Annotated in this window: 10 protein-coding genes; 1 reads left to right on the top strand and 9 read right to left on the bottom strand. The window is 56.1% G+C overall.

The genetic code is table 11. From position 1 onward, the window contains the following. Positions 1-3: 3 nt before the first annotated feature. From tssC to F8561_RS22155, 9 genes are all read right to left on the bottom strand, one after another. Positions 4-1,503, bottom strand: coding sequence for a type VI secretion system contractile sheath large subunit (gene tssC / locus F8561_RS22195; protein ID WP_014170549.1), 1,500 nt, complete (start codon positions 1,501-1,503; stop codon positions 4-6). A 3-nt stretch (positions 1,504-1,506) separates the two neighbouring features. After that, a complete protein-coding gene (tssB, locus tag F8561_RS22190; RefSeq protein WP_008502644.1) occupies positions 1,507-2,031 on the bottom strand; it encodes a type VI secretion system contractile sheath small subunit in 525 nt (174 codons plus the stop codon). A gap of 75 nt (positions 2,032-2,106) precedes the next feature. Continuing rightward, positions 2,107-3,123, bottom strand: a complete 1,017-nt coding sequence (gene tssA / locus F8561_RS22185) for a type VI secretion system protein TssA (protein ID WP_020883458.1) — start codon at positions 3,121-3,123, stop codon at positions 2,107-2,109. An 11-nt stretch (positions 3,124-3,134) separates the two neighbouring features. After that, entirely contained in the window at positions 3,135-3,851 is a 717-nt protein-coding gene (tagF, locus tag F8561_RS22180) for a type VI secretion system-associated protein TagF (protein ID WP_020883457.1), read from the bottom strand. Positions 3,852-3,867: 16 nt separating this feature from the next. Beyond that, entirely contained in the window at positions 3,868-7,488 is a 3,621-nt protein-coding gene (tssM, locus tag F8561_RS22175) for a type VI secretion system membrane subunit TssM (RefSeq protein ID WP_014170553.1), read from the bottom strand. Positions 7,489-7,490: 2 nt separating this feature from the next. Further along, positions 7,491-8,729 carry a DotU family type VI secretion system protein gene (locus F8561_RS22170; protein ID WP_014170554.1) on the bottom strand — a complete coding sequence of 413 codons (1,239 nt, stop codon included), beginning with the start codon at positions 8,727-8,729 and terminating at the stop codon, positions 7,491-7,493. A 17-nt stretch (positions 8,730-8,746) separates the two neighbouring features. Beyond that, positions 8,747-10,090, bottom strand: a complete 1,344-nt coding sequence (gene tssK, locus F8561_RS22165) for a type VI secretion system baseplate subunit TssK (RefSeq protein WP_020883454.1) — start codon at positions 10,088-10,090, stop codon at positions 8,747-8,749. Positions 10,091-10,118: 28 nt separating this feature from the next. Further along, entirely contained in the window at positions 10,119-10,622 is a 504-nt protein-coding gene (gene tssJ, locus F8561_RS22160; protein WP_014170556.1) for a type VI secretion system lipoprotein TssJ, read from the bottom strand. 23 nt (positions 10,623-10,645) lie between these two features. Next, positions 10,646-11,140 carry a hypothetical protein gene (locus F8561_RS22155; protein ID WP_014170557.1) on the bottom strand — a complete coding sequence of 165 codons (495 nt, stop codon included), beginning with the start codon at positions 11,138-11,140 and terminating at the stop codon, positions 10,646-10,648. Between the two features lie 1,002 nt (positions 11,141-12,142). Here F8561_RS22155 and F8561_RS22150 point away from each other — a divergent pair. Next, entirely contained in the window at positions 12,143-14,431 is a 2,289-nt protein-coding gene (locus F8561_RS22150) for an FdhF/YdeP family oxidoreductase (protein ID WP_151887949.1), read from the top strand. Positions 14,432-14,444 lie beyond the last annotated feature (13 nt).

The following is a 14,444-nucleotide window of genomic DNA, read 5'->3' as shown; positions in this document are numbered from 1 at the left end:
TCATCACGCGTCTTTCGTCTTCAGTGACGGCAGTTTCGAAACCAGACGCAGAGAAACGGTCAGACCTTCCAGCTGGTAGTGTGGACGCAGGAAGAATTTCGCGGCGTAGTAGCCCGGGTTATCTTCAATTTCCTGCACCTGCACTTCGGCAGCCGCCAGCGGTTTACGGGACTTGGTCTCCTGTGAGGAGTTAGCCGGGTCACCGTCCACATAGTTCATCACCCAGTCGTTCAGCCAGCGTTCCATCTCTTCACGTTCACGGAAGGAGCCAATTTTGTCGCGCACGATGCACTTCAGGTAGTGGGCAAAGCGGCAGCAGGCGAACAGGTACGGCAGACGGGATGCCAGACGCGCGTTAGCGGTCGCATCCGGGTCGTGGTACTCAGCCGGTTTCTGCAGAGACTGCGCGCCGATGAAGGCGGCAAAGTCAGAGTTTTTGCGGTGAACCAGCGGCATAAAGCCGTTCTTCGCCAGCTCGGCTTCACGACGATCGCTGATGGCGATCTCGGTCGGGCATTTCATGTCCACGCCGCCGTCGTCGCTCGGGAAGGTGTGACATGGCAGGTTTTCAACCGCCCCGCCGGACTCCACGCCGCGGATTGAGGTACACCAGCCGTACTCTTTAAAGGAGCGGTTGATGTTGGCAGCCATGGCATACGCGGCGTTCGCCCAGGAGTAGCTGTTGTGGTTCGCGCCATCGGTCTGCTCTTCGAAATCGAAGCTGTCGACCGGGTTAGTGCGAATACCGTACGGCAGGCGCGACAGGAAGCGCGGCATCACCAGGCCAAGGTAGCGTGCATCTTCGGATTCACGCAGTGAACGCCACGCGGCATACTCGGTGTTCTGGAAGATTTTGGTCAGGTCGCGCGGGTTCGCGAGTTCCTGCCAGGACTCCATCTGCATCACGCCCGGTGCGGTACCGGTGATAAACGGACAGTGGGCCGCCGAGCCGATACGCGCCATCTCGCCCAGCAGTTCAACGTCCTGCGGACTGTGGTCGAAGTAGTAGTCGCCGACGATGCAGCCAAACGGCTCGCCACCAAACTGACCGTACTCCTGCTCGTAGATTTTCTTGAAGATTGGGCTCTGGTCCCAGCCCACGCCCTTAAAGCGTTTCAGGGTACGACCCAGCTCCTGCTTGGAGATGCTCATAAAGCGGATCTTCAGCATCTCGTCGGTTTCAGTGTTGTTCACCAGGTAGCTCAAACCGCGCCAGGCGCTCTCCAGCTTCTGGAACTCTTCATGGTGAATAATCTGGTTCACCTGCTGAGACAGCTGCTCGTCGATACCGGCAATCAGGTTCTGAATGGTGCGGTAGGTGTCACTGGAGAAGGTAACGGTATTTTCCAGCGCCTGCTGCGCCAGCGTTTTTACCGCACTTTCCACCGCGGAGCGCGCCTGATCGGTTTTCGGGCGGAACTCTTTGTTCAGCAGCGCGCTGAATTCATCCTGGCTGAACGCCTGACCACTCTGCTGCTCGTGTTGTTGAGTCTGGTTGCTCATCGATTATTCCTCGCTACCTTTCGCGCTTTCGTCATTTTTCGGCAACTGGCTCAGAGATTTGAGCAGCGTCGGATCCTGCAGAATTTTAGCGATCAGCTCTTCCGCGCCGTTTTTGCCATCCATATAGGTCAGCAGGTTGGAGAGTTGAGTACGTGCTTCCAGCAGCTTGTTCAACGGCTCAACCTTGCGGGCTACCGCGTCCGGCAGGAAGTCGTCCATGCTGTCGAAGGTCAGATCAACGTTGAGCTTACCTTCGCCGGTCAGCGTGTTATCCACCTGGAACGCCACGCGAGGTTTCAGCGCTTTCATGCGCTCGTCAAAGTTATCAATGTCGATTTCGAGGAATTTACGCTCGTCGACTGCCGGCAGGTTTTCCACCGGTTTGCCGACCAGATCGGCCATGACGCCCATCACAAACGGCAGCTGAATTTTACGTTCTGCACCGTAGATCTCTACGTCGTACTCGATCTGCACGCGGGGGGCACGGTTACGTGCGATGAATTTCTGCCCACTGTTACTCATTGCCATGATGTTCTCCATCAAAGATGCGCGGTGAAGGTGAAACGGCAGGCTCCATGCCTGTCGTCATAATGCCAGGACGCGTTATTCGCGGCGTCCAAAGATGTTTTCCAGTTGGTTAACGCCGTCTGGCGCCAGGTCGCGAATAATGTCCATAAAGTTAAGTTCTGACAGCCGCTGCACCCGTTCAATCATCAATGGTGCGGGGTGGCTCGGTTCGTACTGCGCAAAATACTGTTTGGCTTTCTCCAGCATCAGCTGTGCATCGGCGCGGCTGGTGACCTGCACGCTGCGCCAGTCTGTAACCTGCTGAACGGGTTGTGCGACCGCCGGTTGAGGTTCAGCGCTGAGCTCAGCCTGTGCCTCCCGGTTGGGCAGCAGCTTGCTGATGTCGGTCACCTGACAGGCGCTGGCGACCAGCCCGACGGTTTTCAGCAGCTGTTCCATCTCCGGAACGCCGCTTTCACCAAGATGGCCGGTGAGCAACTCACGAATGGCCAGCAGCCGTTCGTTAATCACTATCACCGCCGACGTGCCCGGCTGATCGCCGCGGGCCAGCTCGTCAATCAGTCTTGGACGGCCACCGGGGTAATCCGGACATTCGGTTTTACTGCCATCCAGCAGTGCCTGAGCGTCGCGAAGTGAAATTTCATCGCCATTTGATCGCAGCAGCGAGGCGTTACGCACGGCGACGGTCAGGTCAGACTTATCACTCAGCCCGGCCAGGGCGTTAATGCGGTAAAACGGGTCGGTTTCGCCATACTCTTCCAGCAGCGGATAGAGCGGCTCCCAGTAACGCGTGATCGCCTCCTGCACCAGTAACAGCCCGTCGGCGTAGCCCGCAAGGCCGCGGCGACGTGTCCATGCATGCGTTAACGCCAGCATGACGCGCAGATCTTTGGTGCGGCTCAGCAGGCTGGTGGCGAATTTTTCCACCGTATTCCAGTCAGCAGGTTCTGCCGGAATGATGGTGTCGCCAAACTGCTGCTCTGCTTTGCCCTGGCTGGCCTGATTCATGAGCTGGAAATCAGCGTCATACTCCAGGTTTTCGCCACAGGGCTTGTCGGGGCTTATTGGCGCGAGAAATTCTTCGATATTCATAAGATCCCTGCTTATTCAAACATGGGCGGATAGAGACCGTGACGGCCCGGGCGGGCGCCACCTGCCGGGTCGAACAGCAGCGTAAAGAGCTGCCCGGTGAAGTTCCCGCTGTGAACATGGGTGTAGAGCGGGTAGCCGTCGCAGCGGTTGGTCCACCAGTAGCTGGTCTGGCGAAGCGGGTCAAAGCACTCTGCTGCCTGAGGCCAGCCCAGCGTGCTCTGGCCGTCTTCGTCATAACCAATCACGTCGAGAATATCTGAGCGCTTTTGCGGCTCGACGGGCTGCGGTGCCGGAATGGACATCAGCATGTCATCGAGCTGTGAGGCAGAAAAACTGTTACGTACCGCATGCAGGCCCAGTCGGCCAATCTGCTGATACCAGCTTTCAGCCTGACTGAGCAGACGTGATGACCAGTCCGCGGGGGCAAAGCTGAGCTGAATGCAGACCGGATATTGTCGACCAACGCTGTCACGTCCCGGCAGCAGGCAGCCCATCTGAATCATCTGGCTGCCCAGCATCGGCGGTACGACAAAATTCCAGACCGGCGCTTTGTTAAACGGGCGCTCACCGCTGCGCTGCTCTTCCTGCTGCCAGGCCAGCAGGCCGACCTGAAACCAGTGTGACCACTGGCGTTGCAGGGTGTCAGGAAAGCGACGCTGCAAAAAATCTCCGGCGCTGGGCAGTTTGCCATACCAGCTGTAGCGGTTCATCGCAGGGGTATTCGTCATACGGCTGTCCTTGCGGTTATGGGCATGAGAAACGGGGAAGCTGGAACGGGTTACGAATACTGTTTGGCGCAAATTCCAGCGTAACCTGATGTCCGTCTACGTTGAAGGTCGCCTGGCGACTCAGACTTCCCGCCCCCGGGCTGGTACGCGCTTTATCGAAAAAGCGGTTCAGCGCCCAGGAACCGTTCGTCACCAGCGTAGCCGTGCTGCCGTTAGCCAGACCCAGCTGCATACGCACCTGGTTGGTCCCGCCCGGCCCCGGCCAGTTCATGATCTGCACAGCCTGTGGACCGTGGCTGTAGCGCAGCAGTTGACCGTCAACATCCAGCGTCAGGTTAAGGATCGTGTTATCCATTCTGACGGTGCGCACCGTCACTTTGTAAGATGGCGTGGTGGCACCGTTAGCAAAGAAAGCATCGCGAATGGACTGGGCCTGCTGGAACGGTCTCAGGAGACCTTCACTTCCCGGCAGCGTTTTTCCATCAATGCCCGGCATAAAGCGCCAGTTCGCCTGTGTGGTATCAACTTTATTGGTCAGGTTGTCACGAAAGAAGGTGTCCATCAGCCCGGTGCCTGGCGCAAACATGCGCGCGAGATCGTCCGGCGTGACCTCCGTACTGGCGCTGCGCACCAGCGGGTAACGGCCAGCGATTGCCTGACGGCAGAAACCACCGACTTCGACGTTAATCCGCTTACGCACGTTTTCGAGGTCGCGACGCTGGGTATCACTGCTGGCCCCCACCGCCATATTGCTGAACATGGTTTGCAGACCGCCCGGCAGACGACCGGCACTGGCCTGCAGACGGCTAATCGCCTCGCCTCCCGGAGCAGGCATGCCGCTATTGGCCGCGTCCTGAACGGCAGTCAGGTAGCGGTAAAGTTCATCGACCTGCTTGAGAAAATCATCAAAGACGATGGTCTTCCCGCCCTTCTCCAGCGGCTGCGCCAGCTCAATCATTGGAGCATAGTGATCGGTTACCAGCTGTTCAGGTGCCTGAGTGACCACCGCGGCCTGCGTCGGGGCATTGTCATTATTACTGAATAACGCTTCGAGCGTGCGGGTGGCACGGTTGCTTTGCGCTTGCGCTTTACCGGCATCGTCCGGGGCTGGCGCATTACGTGAAAGCGTCAGGACCTGGCTCAGGTTCAGCACCAGACGTCGCAGCGGCGAGTTTGCCCCGGAGAGCAGACGCGCGGTATTGATGCGCTGGGAGAGATCGGCGCTGTTATTAAGCTGAATGTCGGCGAGGAAGCGATCCCAGTTGGCGATAAAGTCGCGCATGTAGAGCTGGCGCACGGCGTTATCGATCTGCTGTTTATCTTCCTGGGCTGAGGTCGCCCCCAGCACCCACGCATCGTCTTCATGCAGGGCAGTGGTGACGCTGTCAATCTGGCCGTTGAAGCTTTTCCAGTAACCGTCCGGGGTATAAAGACCCGGTACGCCTTCACTCACCGGCTTGCCGCTTTTGCGTGAAAACACCAGCTCGCTCTGCGGACCGCCCAGGTCGGAGAGCGACACCGGTTTCAGGTTTTCATCATGCTCCAGCAGACGCTTCAGACGACCATACACCCGGGTGGAAAGTGGCTGCTGGTTGATTAGCGCCCTTTCACGCGCGACCAGGGATTCATCCTGCGCGTACGGCGAGGCCTGAATTTTCGGTTCAAGCAGCTGTGTCAGGTGCCACTCAAGCTGCTGAAGCTGCGCCTGAGTCACGTTCTGCGGCAGGTTGCGCTGCAGATTGAGCATTACCCAGGAGTGCAGGAATTTGCCGTCATAGTGCTTCGGCTGATAGAGCATCTGGTAGGCCTTCAGCGCTTCATAGCTGTATTCCACATCGCTGCCGTTATCGTTGCGCAGCCAGGTGGTGATATGCATCGCCACGGCAGGGAGCAGCATCTGGTCCAGCGCTTTCTGGTACAGAGACTGCGATGCATCGCTGACGTCATCCCCACGATAGAGCCCCATACGGCGTGAGACTGGCGGATCGTTAACATCAAACGCGTCACTTTTCGGCAGATCGACCAGGCCATTCAGCAAGGGCAGAAGGTCAAACAGATCGCGCTGAGGCTGATTCTGCAGCGCCTTGCTCTGCTGATCCAGCAGCGGCACCTTTGCGTCCACCTCTTCCAGATAAGCCTTGTTCCTGGCATAGCTGGTCAGCCACAGTCCACCGAGGATCACCAGCAGGGCCAGCAGCGCCGCATAGCCGGACCAAATGACGGCGCGGTTACGCAGTTCCCACCAGCGGTTTTCCCCGGCGATGCCGGCTTCCTGGAAAATGACGTTTTGCAGCAGGTTCTTGATGAAGAAGCTCTGCCCTTTCGCCCCTGGAATCGGGGCCTCTTTGCTGACGGAATCCCAGCGATTTCCCTCTTCACCTTCCGGCAAGGAGAGCGCACGGTTAAGTTCGCCCATCACCCGGTCAAACGGCATACCTTCCTGGGTACCACTGGCGAAATAGATCCCGCGCGGGGAGAATTCGGTTTCAAAGTTAGACCGGGCAAAGACCGTGCTCAGGTAGTCAGCCAGCAGCGGACGCAGTGCGGCAAACTCCTGCGGAAAGAGATACGCTTCCGCGCGCGCTTTTGCGTCATGCTCCTGCAGCAGGGTTTCCGGCAGTCCAGCATCCAGGCGCTGCTGTAAGAGGGAAAATTCCTGCTGGAAGTTACCCATCAGGTCGTAATCAGCGTGTTTGGTTTGCTCCCACGGCAGCGTGAAGCCCCAGATCTGGTCGCGCTGCGCTTTGTCGTAATCGGCAAACCAGGCACGGAAGCCTTTAAGCAGGTCAGCTTTGGTCACCATGACATACACCGGGAAGCGAATACCCAGCTGCTCATGCAGCTCAGAGAGACGCTGGCGCAGGTTGACCGCCTGCTGGCGTGACGCTTCAGGCGAGAGCGTCAGCAGATCAGAAATGCTGATGGTAATAATCACACCGTTGATCGGCTGGCGACGGCGATACTTACGCAGTAACCCCATAAACTCAAGCCATTCACCGGCGTCCTGAACCTGTTCGCTCTCCTGGGTGGTATAGCGACCCGCGGTGTCCAGCAGTACGGCCTCGTTGGTGAACCACCAGTCGCAGTTACGCGTGCCGCCGATCCCGCGCAGCGCGGTCTTACCGAAGCGGTCGGCCAGCGGGAATTGCAGTCCGGAGTTGACCAGCGCCGTGGTTTTACCGCTGCCCGGCGCGCCGATGATGACGTACCACGGCAGTTGATACAGATATTGCGTGCTAAAGCGCTGCGTCCACTGGGCACCCTGTCCCGCTTTGCTGAAGTGCGCTTTTTTCAGCATCTGTGCGGCTTCGTCAAAACGGCTGGCGAGGATCTGCTCCTCGTTGTTCAGTCGCTTCTGCGGATCCGCTGCTTCCGGGCTGGTGGTGTTCTCATTGAGTTTGTCCATCAGCTTGCGGTTCAGCCAGGCATTGTACAGCCGTGGCAGAATGTGGCCCTGCGCCCAGAGCAGATAAACCACCGCAATACTGATGATGCGGTTCTGTTCAGATTCGAGCGGTCGGGTGTCAACGATGGACAACAATGGGCCAATCATCCAGATAACCGCCGCAAGCGCAGTAACGCCCAGGAAGCTCCACAGAATGCGATTGGTCAAAATGGAAAGAAGAGTAGTCAGCATCCTTAGTTTCCTTGCGGCAATCCGTTCAGCTCAGCCTGGGTATTTTCAGGCGACACCAGCAGAGTAATTTCCACCCGGCGGTTACGGGCACGGTTTTCCGGCGTATTGTTGGGTGCCACTGGATTAATCTCGCCGCGGCCTTCCGCTTTCACACGTTCAGGTTGAGAGAGGCTTCCCTGCAGCATTTTCTGAACTGACCGGGCACGTTCCAGCGACAGTTCATAGTTAGAGGCAAAGCGCGCGCTGCGAATTGGCACGTTGTCGCTGTAGCCCACCACCAGAATTTTACCGCTGACGTTATTCATGGCCTGTGCAATACGGTTTATCACCGGCTCATAACGGTCACGCACCACGGTTGAGGCAGAAGCAAACAGGCCGTCCCCTTTCAGGATCACCACGCTACGGTCCGCTTCATCTTTTACCGCAACCAGACCGGCTTCAATTTCCGGCTTCAGGAAACCACGCAGGTTCAGCACCGCAGGCAGCTGGCGGGCAGGTTGCTGGATAGTCGTTTCGGGAAGCTGTGACTGATAAATTTTTGCTAATACCGGGTTGGTGCTATCGCCAAGCCGCCAGTTAAGCACGATATAGAACAGGCAGGCGATAAACCCGGCCAGCGCCACGCAGGCCCACAGAGGTACCATGGGTCGCCATAGCTTGCGCAGTACCGGACGATCTTCCGGATGCGGAGAGAGCTGTGGCGGGTAACTGCCACGCACGCCGCGAATCATCTGCCACAGCCGTTGCTTGATGGTTTCAAGCTGGGTGCGGCCATTATCCAGCACCCGATAGCGCCCCTCGAAGCCGAGCAACAGGCAGTAGTTGATCATCTCCAGCAGCAGAATATGTTCGCGCGGGTTTTGCGACAGACGCGCCAGCAGCTGGAAGAACTTTTCGCCGCCCCAGGTTTCGTTATGAAACGTCACCAGCAGACCATTGCTGGACCAGACGCCGCTGCTGCCCCAGGGGGTGAGCGCGGCGGCCTCATCAAGTGCCGTACACAGGCAGTAACGTGCCCCGACGATCACCTCATAGGCCAGACCGGCCTGCTGACAGCGCACTTCGAACCGGCGGATCTCATCGATCAGGCGCTGGCGCAACGCCACCTGATCGTCATGTGATACCGAATGACGGATTTGCGGAATCGCATTGAGCAGCGGATTGGCGGCCGCCACCAGCTGATTGTTGCTACTGGCTCCGGTAAACGCGGCATCACTGCCGGTATCCTGTCGTTCCTGCATATTAAGCGCTCGCTTTATTATTCAGTCGGGCTACGGATGGCCCAAAACTCCATATCAAGTCCCGGGAACTCGCCTGCGAGATGCAGGGCGAAAGCGCCGGACTTATCCATCTCGTGCCACAGCTCGCTCCCCTTCTCCAGTTCGAAGTAGCTGTAGCCTGCATGCCAGGGGATCTGCGGAGGTGCGACCGGCATGGCGCGCAGCATAATGCCAGGCAGTTGCAGCTGAACCAGATCGCGAATTTTCGAGACTGGCGCCACTTTCATCTGGGCAGGGAAATGGGTTTGCAGGTGTTCGCCCGGCACGTTGGCTTTGACCGCCAGCACGAAACCGAACTCACGCACCATGCTGGTTTCCGGCACGGTCGCGATGTTCAGACCGTGGGAACGCTCGTTAAGCGGCAGCTGAATGGCATGGTCTTCCATCACCAGAGACAGCCCCTGACGCAGCAGCATCATCAGTTTGCTGAAGCAACCCGCGAGGTCGTCGTGATCGTAAATTGGCAGCACGCTTTCAGCGGTACGCTGAGACGCCCAGGTGGCGAGCTCGGTCGCAAACGGCAGCCAGCTGCGCCAGAGCGTTTCTGGATGCAGCAGCGGAAGCGTTTTTAAATGCGAAACCTCGCCCAGATGGCGGTTCACCAGTGAGAGCAGCGTAAATTCAATCAGTTCCGAGGTATTAAAGCGGCCAGGCTGGCGCAGACGACCGCCAATTTGCTGGCTGCGCTGCACCAGTAAGCCGTGCAGATCGTTAATCATGCTGTAGATCTGCGGGCTGTTATTGGCGTTCAGCATCGGCGGAATGTAGCTGCTATCGAGACGCACGTGGTTATCGTTGCGTTTCTCGGTCACAAACGCCACACCGATAGCGGTCCACTCTGCCGTTACATCTTTTTCCAGCATCAGGGTCAGACGCAGGCGGCCAAACTGTACGGTGGCATCGCCTACCGACATGGCGTTGTCGTCTTCCACCTCTTGCTCAAAGGCGATGAAGCGCGCCAGCGAGGCCGGCTCTTCACTGAAGATCACCTCTTCTCTCTCTCCACGGCGAACCGGCAGCGCGAGCACCACCTTTTCATTGGTGAGATTGTCAGGGATTTTCAGCGGCACCGGACCATTGCGGCCGTTGCGCACCTGGAAAAAGGTTCCGTCAGGCAGCAGTCCGCTGCAGTAGCTCAGGGCAATGCATCCCTGGCGCAGCATCGCTTCGTCCAGCTCAACGTCGAGAAAGCCCCAAAGGTATGAACGCTGCAGCGCACCCCATTCACGAACGTGGTTGAGCAGATAGCTTTCAGTCCGCTGAAAATGGTGTGGGCGCAGGAACATGCCTTCGGTCCAGACGACCTTTTCTGCTTTCGTCATGATGATGTAATTCCTGTTATGAAGCGCGTTACTGGCTGATGACCCGGATGCCATTCACGTCGAGAAAAACGTTGGCCTGGAGTTCATCCGCTGACCATTTCCAGAACTGGTAGATATGGTTTTCGCCTGGCACAGGCAGAGGGAGTGAAACGCGCCATTTTTTGCCATCCAGCATCTGATATTCCGCCATCACACCAATGTAGCGGGCGTCGGGAGAGCTCTGTCCACTCAGGGTTTTCGAGAGCTGACCCGGCATCAGGAAGAAAACATCGCTGTTCAGCAGATTCGCGCCAAGCGTGGCTGACGCGTTGTTCTGCAGGGAATAGAAGTCGCTGGACATGAAATCAGCATCGGATTTCAGCAACAGCACTCTGACTTTTAGCGGCGCAGATTCATTGATTTGTGGATGAGCCTGAAACTGCAGATTGTAGCGGGAAGGGTCGCTGTGTGAAGACGACGTACAACCACTGACAAGGGCGAAAATCGCCGCGTAAAAGACGGACCACAACCAATGAAAATTTTTATTATTCATAAAAATACGCTCAGGGACGCGGTTTAGTTCAGGATCCAGGTACCGTTAGCGCTGTCTTTGCAGGCTTTGCTGTTACCGTCCACATCAACACAGGTTGCCTTCTTACGCACTTTCGCACGCTGGGCCTGCTTACGGACGGTCGCTTCGTACTGATCGGCTTTGATCACTGCGCGCATCGGGACGTAGCCAATCAGCTGGTCATTTCCCTCATCGGCAAGCGCCATCCAGTAGTGCTCAACCTGACCCAGGACCACATACGTTTTACCGGTTTCCAGGGTACGAATAACCTTTCCGCCGAAGTCAGGACGGCTCATCAGCGAGGCCGGATACATGGCACGATACGGCTCATTGAGCTGAGTAAACTCTGCTGGAGGTAAAACAGCATGACGGTGGGTTAACGTGACGCCATTGACCTGGCTGGTCACGATCGTGTCGTCGTTGATCACAGGTTTCTGCGGCGCTTTACAGCCCGCCACCGCCATTACAAACAGAAGTGAAAACAGTACGCGCATTTTCATATGCTTTTCCGTAGCGATATTTCGATGATGGAGATAAAGGGGATGAAGTTTGACTTAGGTGCTATTGTTAAAATAGTCAGTATATTTTCGGGGCGTTACTATTTAAGGGCATAGCTACCGCACGAGCCCTTCAGAATAAGGCCCAGCGTCTTCCTGACATATTTTGACAAACGGTAAGCAAGTTTACATGAGCTTGCCACCAATTCAATATTTACCGCTTCATAACTGATGGTTAATGAAGCACTCGAGACATTATAGGATTAATCTGAGAAAAAAATACGATTTAGCTAAAATCGTCTATTCCCCTCAAGACAAAATCACATATCCATCTGATTTAAAATGATATTCCACAAAAGAGAATCACTTTCATTAACGCAATAACCCTATTACTGCTACTACCATAATTAGTAGAATCTGGCTTTATGGGGGGCGAAGAAAATATATCCAATATGAATTATTTGTTGCATTATCGAGGTAACTTTCAATTTCAGCCAGACCTGTCTCAATATATGAAATTGTTTCGGGGAAACTGAGAAAAGTTAATTTTACACCTCAAAATAAGTTTGTCTTTTAATCTCCTTTTCGGATTTAATCTGGTAATTTTCCGATATTAACAATTAAGCACAGCTACATATTCCTGGTTAAAGCGACGATTAATTTGCACCGATTCCTCCTGTCTGCAGGGGTCTTCGTCGCCCTGCCCTTCAGCCACCTTCATCTGAAATTTAACGCTGACTTCATCATCGCTTCGCTTTCGCCATAGCGCAGAGTGAACAGGTGATAGATAAGATTTATTATAAAAATGATAAAATTTCGTTATAATTTCTTTAAATGTTTACGCCGATTAGCTTATAAGTCACTGTAAAATATAGCCATTCAATTCAATGCATTTAACTTTGCTCTGGCCTCTGGTAACAGACGCCATCATTGTTTTCGCTTATTGGCAAACCCGGTGGTTTATGGGCGCAGGTGATGTTATGACCGCACAAGTCAGGAGTTGGTATGAATAAGAAAAGACGCTCAGTTCCCGGTATCAGGCACTATGACGGCCCAGCCGGTGGCTGGGGGGCGTTAAAGGCGACGGCCATTGCGGTACGTACCCAAATGGATACGCTGGATGCCCCCACAACTCTGCTGCGCACAAACCAGCCTGACGGTTTTGACTGCCCTGGCTGTGCGTGGCCCGATAAAGAACACAAATCCACGTTCCAGTTCTGTGAGAACGGGGCGAAAGCCGTCACCTGGGAAGCCACCAATAAACGCGTCACCACGGATTTTCTCGCCAAAAACAGCGTGTCCTCGCTGCTGGCTAAATCTGACTTTGAGCTGGAAGGTTATGGTCGTCTGACCCATCCCCTGCGCTATGACCGTGCAAGTGATACCTTCCAGCCAGTTGAATGGGACGACGCTTTCCAGCGTATCGGTGAGGTGCTGCGCGGGCTTGAGCCTGACCAGGTCGAATTTTATACCTCCGGCAGAGCCTCGAACGAAGCCGCGTATCTGTTCCAGCTGTTCGCCCGCGAGTACGGTACCAATAACTTCCCCGACTGCTCGAATATGTGCCATGAAGCCACCAGCGTCGGTTTACCCCGTTCCATTGGTATCGGGAAAGGGACCGTCTCACTTGATGACTTCGATAAAACGGAGCTGGTTATCTCCATTGGTCATAACCCTGGGACCAACCATCCGCGGATGATGGGCACGCTACATGAGCTGGCTCGCCGCAACGTACCGATTATCGTTTTTAATCCCCTGCGCGAGCGCGCGCTGGAACGTTTCGCGGATCCGCAAAGCGTTATTGAGATGGCAACCTACAGCTCTACCGATATCGCCTCCACCTATTTCCAGGTGAAAGCCGGGGGCGATGCCGCTGCGTTAAAAGGGATCGCAAAACACCTGCTGGAGATGGAGAACGAACGCGGAAACGTGCTCGATCGCGCCTTTATTGCTGAACACACCCTGGGCGTTGAGGCGTTTGCTGCAGATATTGCGCAAACCGACTGGGAAGCCATTGAGCGTGAATCCGGGTTGAGCCGGGCAGCGCTCAAATCCGTGGCCGAGGCCTACGCAAAATCGAATGCCACCATCATCACCTACGGGATGGGCATCACCCAGCATAATAAAGGCACCGCGAATGTCCGCCTGATCGCTGATCTGTTGCTGCTGCGCGGTAACATTGGCAAACCCGGCGCGGGGATATGCCCACTGCGCGGCCACTCGAACGTTCAGGGTAACCGCACCGTGGGCATAAGCGAGAAACCGACACCGGCATTTCTCAACCGCCTGAAGGAGGTATTCGGTTTTGAGCCCCCTGCTCACCACGGCCATGATGCGGTGCAGGCAACGCAGGCCATGATCGACGGACGTGCAAAAGCGCTGATCTGTCTGGGGGGAAATTTTGCGGTAGCGATGCCCGATCACGAGAACGGTTTTCCGGCAATGAATACGCTGGATTTGAGCGTGCACATCGGTACCAAGCTCAACCGCACCCATTTGCTGGTGGGGAAAGAGACCTTTATTTTGCCGTGCCTCGGTCGTACCGAGCTGGATGTCCAGGCCACCGGACGCCAGTCCATTACCGTGGAGGACTCTATGTCGATGGTGCATGCCTCTTCCGGTAAGCTGAAACCCGCCTCTCCGCGCCTGCGCGCTGAGCCGGCCATTGTCGCCGGAATGGCGCAAGCCACCCTGCGGGAGACCCGCGTGGACTGGATGACGCTGGTTGAGGATTATGACCGTATCCGCAACCTGATTGAGCAGACCATTCCGGGCTTCGAGAATTACAATGAACGGATCCGCATTCCTGGTGGTTTTCGCATGCCGCTGCCGCCCACAGAACGTATCTGGCCAACGGCGACGGGCAAAGCGATGTTTTCGGTTTTCGACGGCGTCAATGAGAACGCCAGTGGTGAAGGCGATAATGTGCTGCGCCTGATCACGCTGCGCAGCCACGACCAGTACAACACCACCATTTACGCCCTTGATGACCGCTACCGCGGCGTCTTTGGCCGTCGCGATGTGCTGTTTATGAATGAAGACGATATGGCGCAGTCAGGCCTGGAGCATGGCGATCGCGTGGATATCGAAACCGCCCTGCCGGGGAGCGTTCAGCGTCTGGAAGACATTACCGTTGTGGCCTACAGCATTGCGCCGGGTTCCGTCGGAGCTTACTACCCGGAGGCCAACGTACTGGTTCCGCTTGATTATCTGGATAAGGACAGCGGTACGCCGTCTTATAAATCGGTTCCGGTCCGCCTCATCCTGCGTTCGAAAGAGATCCGCATGCTGTAAGGCTTTCAACGCA

This window comes from Enterobacter sp. 198, assembly GCF_009025585.1.
Taxonomy (GTDB): domain Bacteria; phylum Pseudomonadota; class Gammaproteobacteria; order Enterobacterales; family Enterobacteriaceae; genus Enterobacter; species Enterobacter ludwigii.
The sequence above is the reverse complement of the archived record's forward strand: the minus strand, read 5'-3'. Positions and strand labels throughout refer to the sequence as shown.

Bases quoted from the DNA above. Each gene is read 5' to 3' on its own strand.
- tssC (WP_014170549.1), bottom strand. From the start codon at position 1,503: ATGAGCAACCAGACTCAACAACACGAGCAGCAGAGTGGTCAGGCGTTC.
- F8561_RS22155 (WP_014170557.1), bottom strand. From the start codon at position 11,140: ATGAAAATGCGCGTACTGTTTTCACTTCTGTTTGTAATGGCGGTGGCG.
- F8561_RS22170 (WP_014170554.1), bottom strand. From the start codon at position 8,729: ATGCAGGAACGACAGGATACCGGCAGTGATGCCGCGTTTACCGGAGCC.
- tssJ (WP_014170556.1), bottom strand. From the start codon at position 10,622: ATGAATAATAAAAATTTTCATTGGTTGTGGTCCGTCTTTTACGCGGCG.
- tssB (WP_008502644.1), bottom strand. From the start codon at position 2,031: ATGGCAATGAGTAACAGTGGGCAGAAATTCATCGCACGTAACCGTGCC.
- tssK (WP_020883454.1), bottom strand. From the start codon at position 10,090: ATGACGAAAGCAGAAAAGGTCGTCTGGACCGAAGGCATGTTCCTGCGC.
- F8561_RS22150 (WP_151887949.1), top strand. From the start codon at position 12,143: ATGAATAAGAAAAGACGCTCAGTTCCCGGTATCAGGCACTATGACGGC.
- tssM (WP_014170553.1), bottom strand. From the start codon at position 7,488: ATGCTGACTACTCTTCTTTCCATTTTGACCAATCGCATTCTGTGGAGC.
- tssA (WP_020883458.1), bottom strand. From the start codon at position 3,123: ATGAATATCGAAGAATTTCTCGCGCCAATAAGCCCCGACAAGCCCTGT.
- tagF (WP_020883457.1), bottom strand. From the start codon at position 3,851: ATGACGAATACCCCTGCGATGAACCGCTACAGCTGGTATGGCAAACTG.